This is a genomic window from Streptomyces sp. Z26 (assembly GCF_003665095.1).
Lineage (GTDB): Bacteria > Actinomycetota > Actinomycetes > Streptomycetales > Streptomycetaceae > Streptomyces > Streptomyces phytohabitans.
The window spans coordinates 5,992,048-6,010,634 of record NZ_RCHV01000002.1; the positions used below are offsets into that span (position 1 = coordinate 5,992,048).

Here is an 18,587-nt window from a genome sequence, read left to right on the forward strand (position 1 = left end):
CCCGGGGGCTCACGCGGGACCACCCGCTGGGGCCGTACCCGCGGTGGCCGTCTCCCGCAGGGCCCGTTCGACCTGTTCCACGGTCAGCCACTCCTGCGGGGCGAGGACCTTCGCCACCTGCGGCGCGAACGCGGGCGAGGAGACGACGACCCCGGCCGTCGCGCCGTCCGCGACGACCTCGCCCTCCGCCATCACCACCACGCGGTCGGCGGCGCGCGCCACGAACTCCACGTCGTGCGTGGCGACCACCACCGCCCGCCCCTCGGCGGCGAGTTGGCGGACGAGCCGGGCGAACGCCTCCTTGGCGAAGTAGTCCAACCCCCGGGTCGGCTCGTCCAGCAGCACGACCGGCGGGGCCGCCGCGAGCTGCACGGCCAGGACGAGCGCGAGCTGCTGCCCCTCGGACAGGTCGCGCGGGTGGCGGTCGCCGGGGATGCCGGGCGCCAGGCCGTCGAGCAGCGTCCGGCAGGTGTTCGCACCGGCCTGCGACTCGGTGTCGGCCTGGGCGCACTCGGCGTCCACGCTCTCCAGGTACAGCAGGTCCGTTGCGTTCTGCGGCACGAGTCCGACCAGGGCGCGCGCCGTACGGGCGGGGACGCGGCCCGGGTCCCGGCCGCCCGCGGACACCGTGCCGGAGTGGCGCGGGCCGGAGCCCTGGAGGGCCCACAGCAGCGAGGACTTGCCCGACCCGTTGCGGCCCATCAGCGCGGTGACCTGCCCGGCGGGCAGGTCCAGGTCCACCTCCCGTACGGCCACCGTCGCGCCGTACGCCACGCTGACCCGCCGCGCGCAGAGCACGGGCGTGCCGCCCGCTCCCGTGGCGGGCCCGCCTGGGGAGGCCGGGCCCGGGGGCACGTCCGCCAGCCGTTCGCGCAGCGCGGGCGCCCGCCGCCGCGCGTCCCGCACGGACAGCGGCAGCGGCGTCCAGCCCGCGAGGCGGCCGAGGCGTACGACGGGCGGGGCCACGTCCGAGTCCCGCATCAGGTCCGCGGGCACGCCGTCCCGTACGCGCCCGTCGCCGGTCAGGTGCACCAGCCGGTCGGCGTACTGGAGCACGCGCTCCACCCGGTGCTCCGCGATCAGCACCGTCGTGCCGAGGTCGTGCACCAGCCGCGTCACCGCCGACAGGACCTCCTCGGCGGCCGTCGGGTCGAGCGCGGACGTCGGTTCGTCGAGGACGAGCACGCGGGGGTGCGAGGTGAGTACGGAGCCGATCGCGACGCGCTGCTGCTGGCCGCCGGAGAGCGTACGGAGCGCGCGGTGCCGCAGCCCGGCGATGCCGAGGAGGTCGAGGGTCTCCTCGACGCGCTTGCGCATGGTGTCCGGTGCGACGGCCAACTGCTCCATGCCGTACGCCAGTTCCTCCTCGACCGTGTCCGTCACGAAGCCGCTGAGCGGGTCCTGTCCGACGACGCCCACCAGGTGCGCGAACTCCTGCGGCGGCCGGTCCGCCGTGCTCGCCCCGGCCACGGTCACCCGGCCGCGCAGCTCGCCGCCGGTGAAGTGGGGCACCAGGCCGTTCACCGCGCCCAGCAGTGTCGACTTGCCGACTCCCGTACGTCCGGTGACGAGACACAGCTCGCCCTCGTCGATCCGCAGGTCCACGTCGCGCAGCGCGGGCCGTTCGGCACCGGCGTAGGTGAGGGTCACCCGTTCGAAGCTGATCACGAGACCGCCTCCCGCGCGGACGGGGCGGACGGGGTGGAGGGTACGGACGGGGTGGAGGCGGTGGTCGGTACGGCCGTGACCGGCGGCGGGGCGAGTACGGCGGGGAGTGCCGCGAGCAGCGCGGCGTACCCGGGCAACGGTGTCACCTCGGGCCATGTGAGCGGCGACAGCGACGGGTTGAGGGCCGCGGCGTCCGCGCCGGACGCGGCGAACATCAGCGCGGCGGCCCCGATCCCCGAGGCGGCCACGAGGAGTTCGGGGCCGCGCCACCGGTCCGGCCGGTAGCTGCTGCGCCGCACCCGCCGCCCGCCGAGCACGAACCCACCCGCCGCCAGGGCAAGTCCGGCGAGCAGCATCGGTGTGCCGAGGTACGCGGGTGAGTGCGCGTCCATCGCGCCGTACAGCCCGGCGCACACGCCGATCAGCCCGGACACCACCAACGTGCCCGTCAGCAGCCGGGTACGTGCCGGTACGTGCCCGGTCCGGCCGTAGCCGTGCGAGGCCATGGCGGCGGCCAGCGAGAGGGAACGGTTCATCGCGTCCTCCAGGACGGGGATGACGACGCCGCGCAGCGCGCCCGTACCGCGCCCGGCGCCGCCGCGCAGCCGTCGGGCGCGGCGTACGCGCTGGACGCTCTCGGCGAGCTGCGGCGCGACGGTCAGCGTGACGACGACGGACGTGCCCACCTCGTGGAGCGCGCCGGGCAGCGCCTTCAGCAGGCGCTTGGGATTGGCCAGGGCGTTGGCCGCGCCGACACAGACGACCATGGTGGCCAGCCGCAGCCCGTCGTACAGGCCGCCGAGCAGCTGCTCGGCGGCAACGGGTCCCAGCAGGCGTATCCCGGCGGCCGCCTCCGGCAGCGGGATCTCCGGCAGTTCGACGAGGACGGTGTCGCCCACGCCGCCGCCGAAGACGATCCGGAAGACGACGCGCACGCCGACGATGAACGCGCCCAGCAGCAGGTACATGCGGAAGGCCAGCGCCCATGGCGCGTCCGTACGGCGCCGCACCACCACGAGCCCCGTGACGGCCAGGAGCAGCGCCAGCAGCACCGGGTTGGCCGTACGGCTCGCCGCCGCGGCCAAGCCCAGGGCCCACAGCCACCACGCGCCGGGGTGCAGGGGGCGGGGGAGCGCCCGCCACGGCGGGTTCACGGCGCGGCGCTCCCCGCGCCGGGGCCACCGCCCGCGCCGCCCGAACCGGGGCCGCCCGCCGCCGGGTTCGCGCGCTCCGCGCGGCGGCGGTGCCAGCTGAGGGCGCCGGAGACGAGGGCCAGCACGGCGGCGGCGGACGCCCAGAACACCGTCCCGGCCGGGTCGCCGTGCTCCTCGGCGGCGCCCGCCGTACGGTCCTCGCCGCCCGTCCAGTCCTCCGCCTCGGTCGGCGTGACCACCGGGGAGGGCGCGCCGCCCGCCCGGTCGTCCGCGCCGGACGGACCGGCGCCCGGCCCCTTCTTCCCGTCACGGTCGCCGTCGGCCCCGCCGTCCGCGCCCTTCCCGGTGCCCTCCGGACCGCCGTCGCCACCGGTCGCGGACGTGTCGTTCCCGCCGGGCCCGCCCACCGCGCCGTCACCGCCGCCCGTACCGCCGTCGGCGCCACCCGGACCCGTACCGCCGGAACCGCCGGTCACCGAGCCGCCACCCCCGCCGGTCGAGCCGCCGCCCGTGCCACTGCCGCCCGAACCGCCGTCACCGGAGCCCCCGTTCGAGGACGAGGGCCGCAGCGGGGCGAGACGCGGGGCGGGCGCGTCGTCCTCGTCCCGACCGGTGGAGAACGACCAGCCCTCGAAGCTGCCCTTCGGCGGCGTGCGGTAGGTCGCGCCGTACTGGCTGTACGTCCAGCGGCCGCCGTCCGGCGCGTGCCAGTACGACCAGTACGCGGAGGAGGGCGGGGTGTCGACGCACCGCTCGCTGGACGGGCCCGGCTTGTTCTCCAGCCGACAGATGAACGACTCGCCCCAGCGGCTGGTCCCGGTGACCTCGATGCCCGCCGCCTTCAGCGCGGCGAGGCCCGTCGCCTGGCTGCCGACGGCGCACCGTACGAGGGTGGTGCCGCCCAGTTCGCGGAAGTCGACGACGACCGTCACGCCGTTACCGTCGGGGCAGAAACCGGGCCTGCCCCGGCCCGTGTCCACCGCGGCGGCGGGCGCGGGCGCGACCGGGCCGCCGCCCAGGGCCACCGCCAGCAGCGCCAGGACGGCGACGACCGCACGGACCACACGTACCGCACCGGCCATCGCGGGTGCCTTTCGTTCCGGGGCCGCGCGTGCGCCCGGAGAACGCCCCCGCGCACGACGAACCCCTGGCGCGCGTCCCGGAACGGGAAGCGGCAGGGGCCGGTGAACCAAAGGGGGTTCGCTGGCTTCGCTGCGGACCATGACAGTGAGAAGCGGTGCACGTCTCGCGGTGGGCGGTCCGGCTCGCAGCGGCACGGTGGGCAGCTGCTCACGGTTGCAGGTCAGCGCCGGATTTCCACCGGCTTTCCCCAGTCGCGAACGCATTCAGTTGTGGTGATCCACCAACTACGCGCGTGGATCGGCTCCATCGTATTCCCGACATGGTGCGACTGTCAGGCCGTTCAAGACAACTGTTCGGTCACGCGGGCCGGTCGGCGTACGGCACACCGCACCGCCGCGCCGGCCCGCGCGCCGTTCAGCCCTTGCGGAACGCCTCGATGATCCGTTCCGCCGCCAGCGTCGGAGTGGACGTGCCGTCCCGCACCTGCCGCTCCAACTCCGGTGCGAGGGACCGTACGTCGGGGTGCTCCCGCAGCCGGGCGAGCAGCTGGTCGCGTACGGTCGCCCACGTCCAGTCCACCTGCTGGTCGCGCCGCTTGGCCTGCAACAGGCCCCGGGCGTCCAGCAGTTCGCGGTGCGCCTCCAGCCGCTCCCACACCTTGTCCAGGCCGCTGCCCTCGCGGGCGCTGCACGTGAGGACCGGTGGCGTCCACGCCTCGTCCTGCGCCTGCAACAGCCGCAGCGCGCCCGCCAGTTCGCGGCCCGCGGACTTGGCCTCCCGCTCGTGCGGGCCGTCGGCCTTGTTGACCGCGATGACGTCCGCCAGCTCCAGCACGCCCTTCTTGATGCCCTGGAGCTGGTCGCCCGTACGGGCCAGGGTGAGCAGCAGGAACGAGTCGACCATGTTGGCCACCGTCGTCTCGGACTGGCCGACGCCGACGGTCTCCACCAGCACGACGTCGTACCCCGCCGCCTCCATCACCACGATGGTCTCCCGCGTCGCCCGCGCGACCCCGCCCAGCGTGCCGGACGTCGGCGACGGCCGGACGAACGCGTTCGGGTCCACCGCCAGCCGCTCCATCCGCGTCTTGTCGCCGAGGATGGAGCCGCCGGTACGGCTGGAGGACGGGTCGACGGCCAGTACCGCCACCTTGTACCCGAGCCCCGTCAGCAGGGTGCCCAGCGCGTCGATGAACGTCGACTTGCCGACGCCCGGCACACCGCTGATGCCGACCCGGCGGGCCCGCCCGCTGTGCGGCAGCAGTTCGACGAGCAGCCGCTGCGCCAACTCCCGGTGCGTGTCGCGGGTGGACTCGACCAGGGTGATCGCGCGCGCGATGTGGGCGCGGGACCCGGACAGCACCCCCCGCGCGTAGCTCTCGATGTCGATCTTCGGTGCCCTCGCCGTCCTCGTGGCTCCTGCGGCCGCCGCCTCCGCCGACGCGGCCGCTCCCTCCGTCGTCTCCGCTGCCATCGGTGTCAGCGGCTCACTGCCCGTGCCCGAGCGCGTCGGACAACTGCCCCAGCAGCTCGTACGCCGCGTCCGGGATGACCGTGCCGGGCGGGAACACCGCGGCGGCGCCCGCCGCGTACAGCGCGTCGACGTCCTGCGGCGGGATGACGCCGCCGACGACGATACGGATGTCCGCCCGCCCCGCCTCGGCCAGCTCCTCGCGCAGCGCCGGTACGAGCGTGAGGTGCCCGGCGGCGAGCGACGAGACGCCCACCACGTGCACGTCTGCCTCGACGGCCTGCCGGGCGACCTCGCCGGGCGTCTGGAACAGCGGGCCGACGTCCACGTCGAAGCCCAGGTCCGCGAAGGCCGAGGCGATCACCTTCTGGCCGCGGTCGTGCCCGTCCTGGCCCATCTTCGCGACGAGGATGCGCGGGCGTCGGCCCTCCGCCTCCTCGAACTCCTCCACGAGGCGCCGTGTGCGCTCCACCCCCGGGGACATCCCGGCCTCCTCCCGGTACACGCCGGTGATCGTACGGATCTGCCCCGCGTGCCGCCCGTACGACTTCTCCAGCGCGTCCGAGATCTCGCCCACGGTGGCCATCGCCCGCGCCGCGTCCACCGCGAGCGCCAGCAGGTTGCCCTCCAGGCCGCCGCCCGAGCGGTGGCCCTCGGAGGCCGCCGCGGTCAGGGCGCGCAGCGCGTCCTGGCAGGCGGACTCGTCGCGCTCCGCGCGCAGCCGCCGCAGCTTCTCGATCTGCTCGGCGCGCACCGCGGAGTTGTCGACGGAGCGGACGTCGATCTGCTCGTCGCTCTCCACGCGGTACTTGTTGACGCCGATGACCGGCTGCCGTCCCGAGTCGATACGGGCCTGCGTACGCGCCGCCGCCTCCTCCACGCGGAGCTTCGGGATGCCCGCGTCGATGGCCTTGGCCATGCCGCCCGCCGCCTCGACCTCCTCGATGTGCTGCCAGGCGCGGCGCGCCAGGTCGTGCGTCAGCCGCTCCACGTACGCGCTGCCGCCCCACGGGTCGATGACCCGGCAGGTGCCGGACTCCTGCTGGAGCAGCAGCTGCGTGTTGCGCGCGATGCGCGCGGAGAAGTCGGTGGGCAGCGCCAGCGCCTCGTCCAGCGCGTTGGTGTGCAGCGACTGCGTGTGCCCCTGCGTGGCGGCCATCGCCTCGACGCACGTACGGGTCACGTTGTTGTAGACGTCCTGCGCCGTCAGCGACCAGCCGGAGGTCTGGCTGTGGGTGCGCAGGGACAGCGACTTGGCGTTCTTCGGCTCGAACTGGCTGACCAGCTTCGCCCACAGCAGGCGGCCCGCGCGGAGCTTGGCGACCTCCATGAAGAAGTTCATGCCGATCGCCCAGAAGAACGACAGCCGCGGCGCGAACGCGTCCACGTCCAGGCCCGCGTCGAGCCCCGCCCGCAGGTACTCCACGCCGTCCGCCAGCGTGTACGCGAGCTCCAGGTCGGCCGTGGCCCCGGCCTCCTGGATGTGGTAGCCGGAGATGGAGATCGAGTTGTACTTCGGCATCTTCTGCGAGGCGTACGCGAAGATGTCCGAGATGATCCGCATCGACGGCTGCGGCGGGTAGATGTACGTGTTGCGGACCATGAACTCCTTGAGGATGTCGTTCTGGATGGTCCCGGCCAGCTTCTCGGGCGGCACGCCCTGCTCCTCGGCCGCCACGATGTACAGCGCGAGGATGGGCAGCACCGCGCCGTTCATCGTCATCGACACGCTCATGCGGTCCAGCGGGATGCCGTCGAACAGCTGCCGCATGTCGTAGATCGAGTCGATCGCGACGCCCGCCATGCCCACGTCGCCCGTGACGCGCGGGTGGTCGCTGTCGTAGCCGCGGTGCGTCGGCAGGTCGAAGGCGACCGACAGGCCCTTCTGACCGGCGGCGAGGTTGCGCCGGTAGAAGGCGTTGGACTCCTCGGCGGTGGAGAAGCCCGCGTACTGCCGGACGGTCCACGGCTGGTTGACGTACATCGTCGGGTACGGGCCGCGCAGGTACGGCGCGACGCCCGGGTAGGTGCCCAGGAAGTCCAGGCCCGCGGTGTCCTCCGCCGTGTACAGCGGCTTGACCTCGATGCCCTCGGGCGTCTCCCAGCCCAGGTCGGCGGCGCTCTTGCCGGTCCGCTCCTGGATGGCCGCCCGCCACTCCCCGGTGGTCGGGGCCGCCGGGGCGGCGCCCTCGGGGGTCAGCGGCACGTCCGTGAAGTCCGGTACGGCGCCCGGCCGTCGTGTGTCGCCCTGCATTACGCCACTCCCATGCGGTCGAGGACGGACGCGAGGACGGCGACCGCGTCACTGCCCACGTGGATGTACTCGTCGACACCGGCCCGCTGCCACGCCTCGCGGTGCTCCCGCGGCTTCCCCGCGAGCAGCACGCGCCGCGCGCCCGCCCCGACCAGGGCCGCCGCGACGGCCTCGGCCTGCTCGGCGTAGAGCGCGTCGCCCGAGCACAGGCAGGCCACGGTCGCGCCGCTGCGCGTGAACGCGTCCGCCACGGTCTCCGCGTCGACCGTCTCCGGGTCGTGCACGGGCTCGATGCCGCCCGCGCGGAGCAGGTTCGCGGCGAAGCCCGCGCGCGCGGTGTGCGCCGCGGCCGGGCCGAGCGCCGCCAGGAACACCTTCGGCCGGGCGCCGGTCTCCGCGAGGTGCGCGTCGGAACGGGCCCGCAGCTCCTCGTACGCCTCGTCGCGCCGGACCCGGGGCAGGCCGCCCGTCGTGGTGGGCGCCGGGCGCGGCGCGCGTTCCACCGGGGCCTGGTCCAGGATCGGGAACTCGCTGACGCCGGTGACGGGTTCACGGCGGCGGGCGAGGTCCTCCCGCCGCGCCTCCCACGTCGCGGCGATCCGGTCGCGCAGCAGACCCGAGCCGAGCGCCGCGGCCTGGCCGCCCGCCCGCTCGATCTCCTGGAACCACTCCCAGGCGGCGTGCGCCAGCTCGTCCGTCAGCCGCTCCACGTACCAGGAGCCGCCCGCCGGGTCGATGACCCGCGCCAGGTGCGACTCCTCGACGAGGATCGCGGAGGTGTTCCGCGCGATACGGCGCGAGAACGCGTCCGGCAGGCCCAGCGCGTCGTCGAACGGCAGCACCGTCACGGCGTCCGCGCCGCCCACGCCCGCGCCCAGGCAGGCGACGGTCGTGCGCAGCATGTTCACCCACGGGTCGCGCCGCGTCATCATCACCGACGACGTCACCGCGTGCTGCCGCTGCGCCGCCGCCGCGGACTCCACGCCGCACACCTGCGCCACGCGCGCCCACAGGCGCCGCGCCGCGCGCAGCTTCGCGATGGTGAGGAACTGGTCGGCGGTGGCCGCGTACCGGAACTCCAGCTGCGCGCACGCCGCTTCGGCGTCGACCCCGGCGGCGGTCAGCGCCCGCAGGTACGCGACGCCGGTGGCCAGCGAGCAGCCCAGCTCCTGCGCGGGCGAGCCGCCCGCCTCGTGGTACGGCAGGGCGTCCACGGTGACCGCCCGTACGCCCGGGTAGTCGCGGTGGCACACGGCGGCCAGCTCGGCCGCCTCGCCGAGCCGGGTGTCGAGGCCGTCGGTGGAGCCCGTACGGGCGACCAGGCCGAGCGGGTCGGCGCCGAGCGAGGCGAGGGCCGCGGAACGGGGCACCTCCCGCGCCGTGAACACGTCGAACAGCGCGCGGGCGGCGGGGGCGAAGTCCGCGCCCGCGTCGAGGACCACGGGCGCCAGGTCGAGGTACACGCCGTCGAGCGCCGCCGCGAGCGCGGACACGGGGACGCCGCCGTCGCCGACGGTGAGCCACAGCGCCGAGACGCCGCTCTCCAGGTCGGCCAGCATCGCCTCGTTGACCTGCCGGGGGTCGGTGCCGGTGTGCCGCTGGCGCACCTCCCAGCCGGAGAGCGCGTTGCCCTCGGGGCGTCCGCCGCGTACGAACGGGGCGGCGCCGGGGAGTCCGGCGTCGACGCGGACGTCCTCGGCGGTGTACAGCGGACGGGTGGCCAGGCCGTCCTGAAGTGGTGTGGCCAGGGCGTCCTCTGCCGCGTCCCCGGAGTCAGGAGTGGCACCCGTCTTGCGGAGCACGCCTTCGACGAGGCGCTGCCACTGCTCACGCGACGCGTCCGGGAAGTCGGCGGCGAGGGATAGCCCGTCGTCGGGCAGGACCGTCATGGGAGCAGGTTAGGGGAAGCGTGCGACGCCAGTCGTGCCCGCAAGGGCGTGACATTGGCCTCCTCGCGGCTTACTAGGTGTCCCACTAGACGTACTCGCCGCAGGTCACGCCCGTACAACCGGCCCCCGGGAGTGTCCGGTCCGTGAGACGCCGGTACGCGCGGCGGCGCCCGCCCGCTCGGGAGCGGACGGGCGCCGGGGAGCCGTGGCGCGGGCCGTACGGCGGGTACGGCCCGCGCGCGTTCAGCCGAGGACCAGCAGCAGGTCGCCGCCCTCCACCTGGGCCACGGGCGCGATGGCCGTACGCCGTACGGTGCCGCTCCTCGGCGCGGTGATCGCCGCCTCCATCTTCATCGCCTCGATGGTGCCGACGGTGTCACCCGCCTCGACGTCCGTGCCCTCCTCGACGGCGAGCGTGACGACGCCCGCGAACGGCGCCGGGACGTGCCCCGCGTCGTTCCGGTCGGCCTTCTCCGCCACCGGCACCTCGCTGGCGACGGCGCGGTCCCGCACCTGTACGGGCCGCAGCTGGCCGTTGAGGATGCACATGACGGTGCGCATGCCGCGCTCGTCGGGCTCCGAGATGGCCTCCAGGCCGATCAGCAGCTGCACGCCGGGCGCCAGCGTGACGTTGTGCTCCTCGCCGTGGCGCAGCCCGTAGAAGAACAGGTCGCTGGAGAGCGGCGCGGTGTCGCCGTGCCGCTCGCGGTGCTCGGCGAAGTCCTTGGCGGGGCCCGGGAAGAGCAGCGTGTTCAGGGTGGACTGCCGCTCCGCGGACGAGCCCTCCAGCCGCTTCCGCTCGTCGTCGGTCAGCTCCTTCACCTCCGGCGCCGCGGCCCGCCCGCTCAGCGCCCGGCTGCGCAGCGGCTCCGGCCAGCCGCCGGGCGGGTCGCCCAACTCGCCGCGCAGGAAGCCGATCACGGAACCGGGGATGTCGAAGCGCGCCGGGTCGGCCGCGAAGTCGGCGGTGGACACCCCGGCGCCGACCAGCGCCAGCGCCAGGTCCCCGACCACCTTCGAGCTGGGCGTGACCTTCACCAGGCGGCCCAGCAGCCGGTCGGCGCCCGCGTACGCCGCCTCGATGTCCTCGAAGCGGTCGCCGAGGCCCAGCGCGATGGCCTGCTGCCGCAGGTTGGACAGCTGCCCGCCGGGGATCTCGTGCTCGTACACCCGGCCCGTCGGCGCGGGCAGCCCCGACTCGAAGGGGGCGTAGACGCGCCGTACGGCCTCCCAGTACGGCTCCAGGTCGCACACCGCGTCCAGGCTCAGGCCCGTGTCCCGCTCGGTGTGCGCGGCGGCGGCCACGATCGCGGAGAGCGCGGGCTGGCTGGTGGTGCCCGCCAGCGCGGCCGAGGCGCCGTCGACGGCGTCCGCGCCCGCCTCCCAGCCCGCCAGGTACGAGGCGAGCTGCCCGCCGGGGGTGTCGTGCGTGTGCAGGTGGACGGGGAGCGCGAACTCCCGGCGCAGCGCCCCGACGAGGGTCCGCGCGGCGGGCGCCCGCAGCAGCCCGGCCATGTCCTTCACGGCGAGCACGTGCGCGCCCGCCTCGACCATCCGCTCGGCCAGCCGCAGGTAGTAGTCCAGCGTGTAGAGCCGCTCGTTCGGGTCCGACAGGTCGCCGGTGTAGCTCATGGCGACCTCGGCGACGGCCGTGCCCGTCTCCCGTACGGCGTCGATGGCCGGGCGCATCTGGTCGACGTTGTTCAGCGCGTCGAAGATCCGGAAGATGTCGATGCCGGTGTCCGCGGCCTCCTGCACGAACGCCCGCGTCACCTGCTCCGGGTACGGCGTGTAGCCCACCGTGTTGCGGCCGCGCAGCAGCATCTGGAGACAGATGTTGGGGATCGCCTCGCGGAGCGCCGCCAGCCGCTCCCACGGGTCCTCGTACAGGAAGCGCAGCGCCACGTCGTACGTCGCCCCGCCCCACGCCTCCACCGACAGCAACTCCGGTGTGGTGCGCGCGACATGGCCCGCGACCTCCAGCAGGTCCTTCGTCCGCACCCGGGTCGCCAGCAGCGACTGGTGCGCGTCGCGGAACGTCGTGTCGGTGACGCCCAGCGCGGCGCGCGACCGCAGGTCCGCGGCGAAGCCCTCCGGGCCGAGCGCGAGCAGCCGCTGCCGCGAGCCGTCGGGCACGGGCCCGTCGAGGCCGCCCGCGGGCAGCTTCTCGAACGGCGGGACGGTGGCGGGGCGTTCGCCGTGCGGCTTGTTGACGGTGACGTCCGCCAGGTACTCCAGGATGCGCGTGCCGCGGTCCGCCGAGCCGCGCCGGGTCAGCATCCCGGGGTGCTGCTCGATGAACGACGTGGTGACGCGCCCGGCGCGGAACTCCGGCTCGTCCAGCAGCGCTTGGAGGAACGGGATGTTCGTCGCCACGCCGCGGATGCGGAACTCGGTGACGGCGCGCCGCGCCCGCGCCACGGCGGTGTCGAAGTCCCGCCCCCGGCAGGTGAGTTTGACGAGCATCGAGTCGAAGTGCGCGGCGACCTCGGCGCCGAGGTTCGTCCCGCCGTCGAGGCGTACGCCCGCGCCGCCCGGCGATCGGTACGCGGTGATGCGGCCGGTGTCGGGCCGGAAGCCGTTCGCGGGGTCCTCGGTGGTGATGCGGCACTGGAGCGCCGAGCCGCGCAGCACGATCCGCTCCTGGCTCAGACCGAGGTCGTCCAGCGACTCCCCTGCGGCGACGCGGAGTTGGGACTGCACCAGGTCGACGTCGGTGACCTCCTCGGTCACGGTGTGCTCGACCTGGATGCGCGGGTTCATCTCGATGAAGACGTGGTTGCCGCGGGTGTCCACGAGGAACTCGACGGTGCCCGCGCAGGTGTAGCCGATCTCCTTGGCGAACCGTACGGCGTCCGCGCAGATCCGCTCGCGCAGCTCCGGGTCGAGGTTCGGCGCCGGCGCGAGTTCGACGACCTTCTGGTGGCGGCGCTGGACGCTGCAGTCGCGCTCGTAGAGGTGGATCACGTTGCCGTGGGTGTCGGCGAGGATCTGCACCTCGATGTGCCGCGGGTCGACCACGGCCTGCTCCAGGAAGACCGTCGGATCGCCGAACGCGGACTCCGCCTCGCGCGCCGCCGCCTCGATCGACTCCCGCAGCTGCGCCGGTTCCGCGACGCGCCGCATGCCGCGCCCGCCGCCGCCCGCGACGGCCTTCACGAAGACGGGGAACACCATCGACTCGGCCGCCGCGACGAGTTCGTCCACGTCGCGGGAGGGCGCGCTGGAGTCCAGCACGGGCAGTCCGGCGGCCCTGGCGGCGGCGATGGCGCGCGCCTTGTCGCCGGTCAGCTGGAGCACCTCGGTCGGCGGGCCGACGAACGTGATGCCCTCGGCGGCGCAGGCGGCGGCCAGTTCCGGGTTCTCGGACAGGAAGCCGTAGCCGGGGTAGACGGCGTCGGCACCGGCGCGGCGGGCCGCGCCGATCACCTCCTCCACGGACAGGTAGGCGCGTACGGGGTGGCCGGGCGCGCCGATGCGGTACGCCTCGTCGGCCTTGAGGCGGTGGGGCGAGTTCCGGTCCTCGTGCGGGTACACGGCGACGGTGCCCGCGCCCAGTTCGTAGGACGCGCGGAAGGCGCGGATGGCGATTTCGCCGCGGTTTGCGACCAAGACCTTCGAGAACATACGAGCTGACTTCTCCTGACGAGCCGCGACTGCTGCCCTGCTGTCCGATGTCTGCTGCTGTGCTGCGTACCGGCTGGTGCCCGGCGCAACGGCCTGTGGCCGCCGCCGGACGTCCGGCGCGGGTCCTCCGCCGGGCCGCCCTCCGGACCGCGCTGTCCGGGCGGGCGGGACTGATCGATCGATTGTTGAGCGACAGCATGCCGTTCCGGACGGCGGTCCGCCAGGAGAGCCCGGTCACAGTACGTACCGGTCACGTCGCGCGCCCCGCCGGTACGGGAGTGCCGTACGGGCGGGGCGCGGGGGACGGGGGAGGCGGGCGGGCGGCTCAGCCCGCGGGCCCGGCCGCCGCGTGGGCCGCGTCGACGGCGTCCCGCAGCGCCCGCCAGCGCGCGTGCAGCCGCGTGTACGCGGCGGCGCGCGCCGCGTCCGGCTCGACGGTGCGCGCCGCGCCGACCAGCCGGGCCCGCAGCGCGTCCGGGTCCGTGGCCACGCCCGTACCGAGGAACGCCAGGGCCGCCGCGCCGAGCAGCGTCACGTCCGGCTGCGGCGACACCAGCAGCCGCCGCCCCACCGCCTCCGCCCGCAGCCGCGTCGCGTGCGCGCTGCGCGAGGAGCCCCCGGCGAACGCGACGGGCAGCGCGCCCGTCGGGTCCAGCCGGTCCAGCGCGTCCCGCGCCGTGAACGCCGCCGCCTCCTGCGCCGCCCGCAGCAGGTGCGCCGCGCCGTGCCCGGGGTGCTGCCCGAGGACCGCGCCGCGCGCGTCGGGCCGCCAGTCGGGGAACCGCGTGCCGGTCATGCCCGGCAGTACGGTCAGTCCGTCCGCGCCCGGCGGTACGGCGGCCAGCCGGTCGTCGTCCACGGCGCCGACCAGCGTCCGCCAGTGCGCGACGGCCCCGCCGGTGAGCCCCGTGGCGCCGCCCGCGACGAACCGGCCCGGCAGTACGGACGGGTTGAGCACCGCGCCGTCCGGCAGCGCGCCCGGGTCGGGCAGCAGCCGCCCCAGCACGTCGGTGGTGCCCGCGACGTCCGCGACGACGTCCTCGGCCGTGCCCAGCAGCAGGCCGATGCCGACGGAACCGTCCGGGCCGCCGGACACCACCGGCAGCCCGGCGGGCAGCCCGGTCGCCGCGGCGGCCTCGGCGGTGAGCGCGCCCACCACCTCCGCGGGCTCCGACTGCGGCGGCAGCAGCGCCGCGTCCACGCCCGCGGCGTCGAGGAGTTCGCGGTTCCAGGCGCGGCGCCGCACGTCGGACGCCAGGGTGTACGCGGCGCTGATCGTGTCCGAGGTGAGGCGGCCGGTGAGCCGCGCGACGAGGAAGTCCTTCGGTGACAGCACGGCCCGTACGCCCGTCAGCTCCGCCGTCCCCGGCGCCAGCAGGAACGCGAGCGCGCCCCCCGCCGGGCTCGGGCGGCCCGCCGCCCGCAGCAGCCGGTCGACGGCCGCCGGGCCCAGCGCCGCCAGCTGCGGCACGCCCCGGGTGTCGGACCAGCCGCCGCCGGGCCCGACGGGCCGCAGCCCGGCGTCCACCGCGACGGTGCCGATGTGCGCGGCGACGGCCAGCGCCGTGGGCGCCGTACCGCCGGAGACCCCGGCCAGCGCGGCCCGTACGTCCTCGGCCAGGGCCGCCGCGTCGAAGGTGTCGCCGCCGACGCCGGAGGCGCGGGGGATGCGCCGCTGCGCGCGCACCCGCCCGGTGGTGTCCACGGCGGCGGCGCGTACGGCGGAGGTGCCCACGTCGACCGCGATGACGTGCGGGTCCGTCCCGGCCGCGCTCATTCGGCGTCGATCCGCATCAGGAAGGGGAAGTCGGGCAGGGTCCAGCTGGTCGTGAACTCGACGACCTCGCCCCTCTCGCCGTACGTCGTGCGCCGCACCTCCAGCACCGGCCCGCCCGGCGGGACGCCCAGCAGGTCGGCCTGTTCGGCGTCGAGCAGGGCCGCCGCCATCGACTGGTCGGCGTGGCGCAGTTGGACGCCGAAGCGCTGGGTGAGCGTGCGGTAGAGGGAGTCGTCCACGAGCGGTTCGCGGCAGAGCGACGGCGCGACGGCGTACGGCACCCACGCGTCCTGGAGCGCGGCGGGCGCCCCGCCGATCAGCCGCACGCGGGTCAGCCGGTTCGCCGTGTCGCCCTCCGCGCCGCCGAACGCCGCCGCCGCCTCGGGCGGCGCGGGCGCCGTCCCGCACGCGACCGTACGGGACGAGGCGGTGCCGCCGGTGTCGGCGATCTCGTCCGCGAAGGAGCGCAGGCGGTTGAGGCGCCGCCCGCGCTCCGTGTGGTCGCTGACGAACGTGCCGTTCCCCTGGAGCCGTACGACCAGGCCCTCCGACTCCAGCAGGTCCAGTGCCTGACGCACCGTCATGCGGCTGACCGCGTACTGCTTGGCGAGGTCCGTCTCGCCGGGCAGCCGCTCGGCCCGGCCCAGTGCGCCGGTACGGATCTGCGAGACCAGGTCGTCGTAGATCACCTGGTAGCGGGGTGCGCGCGGCATGCTTCAGATCGCTCCTGACTCGCGAAGGCGGTCCACTTCCCGCGCGGACAGCCCCAGGACGCCCTGGTAGACGTAGGTGTTGTCCTCACCGACCCGCGGGGGTGCCTTGCGGACCACGGGCGGGGTCTTCTCCATCCTGATCGGATTGCCGGGCATCCGGATGGTACCGAGTTCGGGGTGGTCCGCCTCCACGATCATGCCGCGGGCGGCGATCTGCTCGGACGCGGCGACCTCCGCGACGGTGGCGACCTTCGCGTACGGCACGCCCGCGTCGTCCAGCAGCCGCGCGATCTCCGCCGTGGGCAGGCCCGCCGCCCACGCGCCGATCTCGCCCTCCAGGAAGTCCTGGTGCTCCATCCGCCCCTCCACGGTCGCGAACCGCGGGTCGTCGGCCAGGTCCTGGCGGCCCATCACCGCGCACAGCCTCGGGAACAGGGAGGCGGTGCCCGCCTGTACGTAGACGGGGCCGTCGGCCGCCTCGTACACGTTGACCGGCGCCGTCAGCAGGTCGCGCGACCCGCTGCGGGGCATGCCCTGACCGAGCATCAGCTCCGACATGAGGCGGACGCCGAGCGCGGAGAACATCGTGTCGAACGACGCGACGTCCACCAACTGCCCCTCCCCGGTGCGTTCCCGGTGCAGGATCGCGGTGAGCGCGCCGATCGCGGCCTGGTAGCCGGTGGTGTAGTCCGCGATGTACGTGCCGCTGAGAGTGGGCTTGCCGCCGGGCTCGCCGGTCATGTCCATCAGGCCCGACGACGCCTGCGAGATCGCGTCGAACAGCGCGCGGCGCGAGTCCGGGCCGGTCTGCCCGAAGCCGGAGACGGACACCAGGACGATGTCCGGGTTCAGCTCCTTCATCCGCTCGTAGCCGATGCCCATCCGCTCGATGGTGCCGGGGCGGTAGTTCTCGACGACGACGTCCGCCCACTCCACCAGCCGCTCCAGGATGCCGAGCGCCTCGGGGTGCCGGGTGTCCAGCGAGGCGTCGTACTTGTTCCGGTGGTAGAGGAACATGTAGATGCTCTCGTCCCGGTGGTACGGGCCGTGGTGCCGGGAGTCCTCGCCGTCGGGGCGTTCGATCTTGACGACCTCCGCGCCGAAGTCCGCCAGGATCTGCGCGCACAGCGGACCGGCGATGAAACGCGACAGGTCCAGCACCTTCACGCCGTCCAGCGGCGCCGGCCCCCGGGCCGCGCCCGGTGTCGTACCGGTCATGCCTCCTCCATCTCCTCTGCGTCCGCCCGCTGCTTGGGCGCCACGAACGACGGGAACGTCCACGCGTTCACGTCCCGGTCGATCGGCACGTCCAGCACCACCGGGCCGCCCGCCGCGAACGCCTCCGCGACGCGCTTGCGCAGCGCGCCCAGGCCGGTGACGACCTCGCCGTCCACGCCCATCGCGCGGGCGACCATGCCGAAGTCCACCGTCCCGAAGTCGACGCCGGTGGTCCGCCCGTCGAAGTGCAGCTCCTGCTCCTGGCGGATGTTGCCGTAGCTGGAGTCGTTGAGCACGACGACGCAGACGTTGCCGCCGACGCGCGCCAGCGTCTCGATCTCACCGAGGCTCATGCCGAGCGACCCGTCCCCGATCAGCGCCAGCACCGGCCGGTCCGGGTCGATCAGCGACGCGGCGATGGCGGAGGGCAGCGCGAAGCCCATGTTCCCGAAGCCGACGGGCTTGATGTAGCTGTACGGGCGCCGCACCTCCCAGAGGAACGACCAGACGCCGGGGTTGCCCGCGTCCGGGATCAGCAGGGTGTCCTCCGGGGCCACCTCCCGCAGCGTACGGACGATGTCGGCGGGCGACAGCGGCCCCTCCGCCTCGGCGTCCGCCACGGCGGACCCCTCCCACCAGGCGCCGCGCGCCGTGTCCAGCGACGCCAGCCACTCCGCCCGACCGGCCTTCGCGTCGGCCGCCCGCCCGGCGGTGGCGGTGACCAGGTCGCGGGCGAACGAGCCGAGGTCGGCGACGACGCCGTCGGTGATCTCGGAGTAGTAGCGGCCGATCATCGCCGGGTCGACGTCCACCTGCACGATCTCGGGGAGCGCCCGCCGCCACCGGGTGGTGGACACGGCGTTGAGGCTGTTGCCGAGGGCCAGTACGAGGTCCGCGTCGCCGAGCACGTCACCGGCGAGCGCCGTACCCATCCGGGTCACCGCCCCGTACACCAGCGGGTGCGTCGTCGGCACCGAGCCGATCCCGTTGAACGTCGTGACCACCGGCACGCCCAGCGCCTCGGCCAGCGCGAGGACGTCGTCGGCGCCGCGTGCCCGGTTGCCGCCGTTGCCGAGCCAGACGACGGGCCGTTCGGCGCGCAGCACCCGTTCCGCGACCCGCGCCAGGGCGACGGGGCTCGCGGACGGCCGCTCGGTGACCCAGCCACGGCTGGGGTGCACGGCGGGCACCTCCGGCGGGTCCTCGACGTACCCCTCTATGGTGTCGCGGGCGAAGTCGAGGTGGACGGGGCCGGGGTTGCCGGTGAGGGCGTTGACGTACGCCTCCTCCATGGCCTGCTTGATGGACGAGCCGTGCGCCACCAGCCGGGAGAACTTGACGAGCGGCTTGACCAGTTCGACGTGGTCGGCGTTCTGCGCGTCGTCCTTGTGGATGTTCTCGCCGTTGTTGTTGCAGGTGATCACGAAGCCGGGGCTGGAGTCGCGGTACGCGCCGCCGACCCCGGTGAGGAGGTTGGTCGCGCCCGGCCCGGTGGTGGAGATGCAGGCGGCGGGCTTGCCGGTGAGGCGGCCGTACGCGTCCATCATCACGGCCGCGGCGTTCTCGTGCCGGGTGTGCACGAGCCGGATGCCGGGGGTGTCGATGATCGCGTCGGTGATGGCGAGGGTCTGCCCGCCGACGACGCCGAAGACGTACTCGACGCCGAGGGAGGTCAGCATGTCGACGACGACCTGGCCGCCGGTCCTGGGAGTGCTCATCAGCTGGGGTGCGCTT

At 74.8% G+C, this 18,587-nt stretch carries 11 protein-coding genes and 1 riboswitch; all 11 genes read right to left on the bottom strand.

The window, feature by feature from the left end:
• Positions 1-9: 9 nt before the first annotated feature.
• Entirely contained in the window at positions 10-1,668 is a 1,659-nt protein-coding gene (locus D7M15_RS25925; protein ID WP_121519707.1) for an ABC transporter ATP-binding protein, read from the bottom strand.
• Positions 1,665-2,822, bottom strand: coding sequence for a CbiQ family ECF transporter T component (locus D7M15_RS25930; protein ID WP_240649493.1), 1,158 nt, complete (start codon positions 2,820-2,822; stop codon positions 1,665-1,667). The genes D7M15_RS25925 and D7M15_RS25930 overlap by 4 nt, the downstream gene beginning before the upstream one ends.
• A complete protein-coding gene (locus D7M15_RS25935) occupies positions 2,819-3,904 on the bottom strand; it encodes a hypothetical protein (RefSeq protein WP_206337425.1) in 1,086 nt (361 codons plus the stop codon). The genes D7M15_RS25930 and D7M15_RS25935 overlap by 4 nt, the downstream gene beginning before the upstream one ends.
• 153 nt (positions 3,905-4,057) lie before the next feature.
• Positions 4,058-4,202, bottom strand: a riboswitch (cobalamin riboswitch).
• Positions 4,203-4,319: 117 nt separating this feature from the next.
• On the bottom strand, positions 4,320-5,378 hold the full coding sequence (gene meaB, locus D7M15_RS25940; protein WP_121519708.1) for a methylmalonyl Co-A mutase-associated GTPase MeaB: 1,059 nt from the start codon (positions 5,376-5,378) through the stop codon (positions 4,320-4,322).
• A gap of 13 nt (positions 5,379-5,391) precedes the next feature.
• Positions 5,392-7,629 carry a methylmalonyl-CoA mutase gene (gene scpA / locus D7M15_RS25945; RefSeq protein ID WP_121519709.1) on the bottom strand — a complete coding sequence of 746 codons (2,238 nt, stop codon included), beginning with the start codon at positions 7,627-7,629 and terminating at the stop codon, positions 5,392-5,394.
• Entirely contained in the window at positions 7,629-9,518 is a 1,890-nt protein-coding gene (mutA, locus tag D7M15_RS25950; protein ID WP_121519710.1) for a methylmalonyl-CoA mutase small subunit, read from the bottom strand. The genes scpA and mutA overlap by 1 nt, the downstream gene beginning before the upstream one ends.
• 243 nt (positions 9,519-9,761) lie before the next feature.
• Entirely contained in the window at positions 9,762-13,145 is a 3,384-nt protein-coding gene (locus tag D7M15_RS25955; protein ID WP_121519711.1) for a pyruvate carboxylase, read from the bottom strand.
• A 325-nt stretch (positions 13,146-13,470) separates the two neighbouring features.
• The gene (locus tag D7M15_RS25960; protein ID WP_121519712.1) at positions 13,471-14,922 is read right to left on the bottom strand and encodes an FGGY family carbohydrate kinase; all 1,452 of its coding nucleotides are present in this window, start codon (positions 14,920-14,922) and stop codon (positions 13,471-13,473) included.
• On the bottom strand, positions 14,919-15,635 hold the full coding sequence (locus tag D7M15_RS25965) for a GntR family transcriptional regulator (RefSeq protein WP_240649494.1): 717 nt from the start codon (positions 15,633-15,635) through the stop codon (positions 14,919-14,921). The genes D7M15_RS25960 and D7M15_RS25965 overlap by 4 nt, the downstream gene beginning before the upstream one ends.
• 3 nt (positions 15,636-15,638) lie before the next feature.
• A complete protein-coding gene (locus D7M15_RS25970) occupies positions 15,639-16,853 on the bottom strand; it encodes a CoA transferase (RefSeq protein WP_121519713.1) in 1,215 nt (404 codons plus the stop codon).
• A complete protein-coding gene (locus D7M15_RS25975) occupies positions 16,850-18,571 on the bottom strand; it encodes a thiamine pyrophosphate-binding protein (RefSeq protein WP_121519714.1) in 1,722 nt (573 codons plus the stop codon). Before D7M15_RS25975 ends, D7M15_RS25970 begins: the two co-directional genes overlap by 4 nt.
• Positions 18,572-18,587 lie beyond the last annotated feature (16 nt).

Excerpts from the sequence above, each read along its gene's own strand:
- scpA (WP_121519709.1), bottom strand. The coding sequence starts at position 7,629 with ATGCAGGGCGACACACGACGGCCGGGCGCCGTACCGGACTTCACGGAC.
- D7M15_RS25960 (WP_121519712.1), bottom strand. The coding sequence starts at position 14,922 with ATGAGCGCGGCCGGGACGGACCCGCACGTCATCGCGGTCGACGTGGGC.
- D7M15_RS25970 (WP_121519713.1), bottom strand. The coding sequence starts at position 16,853 with ATGACCGGTACGACACCGGGCGCGGCCCGGGGGCCGGCGCCGCTGGAC.
- meaB (WP_121519708.1), bottom strand. The coding sequence starts at position 5,378 with ATGGCAGCGGAGACGACGGAGGGAGCGGCCGCGTCGGCGGAGGCGGCG.
- mutA (WP_121519710.1), bottom strand. The coding sequence starts at position 9,518 with ATGACGGTCCTGCCCGACGACGGGCTATCCCTCGCCGCCGACTTCCCG.
- D7M15_RS25965 (WP_240649494.1), bottom strand. The coding sequence starts at position 15,635 with ATGCCGCGCGCACCCCGCTACCAGGTGATCTACGACGACCTGGTCTCG.
- D7M15_RS25935 (WP_206337425.1), bottom strand. The coding sequence starts at position 3,904 with ATGGCCGGTGCGGTACGTGTGGTCCGTGCGGTCGTCGCCGTCCTGGCG.
- D7M15_RS25955 (WP_121519711.1), bottom strand. The coding sequence starts at position 13,145 with ATGTTCTCGAAGGTCTTGGTCGCAAACCGCGGCGAAATCGCCATCCGC.
- D7M15_RS25975 (WP_121519714.1), bottom strand. The coding sequence starts at position 18,571 with ATGAGCACTCCCAGGACCGGCGGCCAGGTCGTCGTCGACATGCTGACC.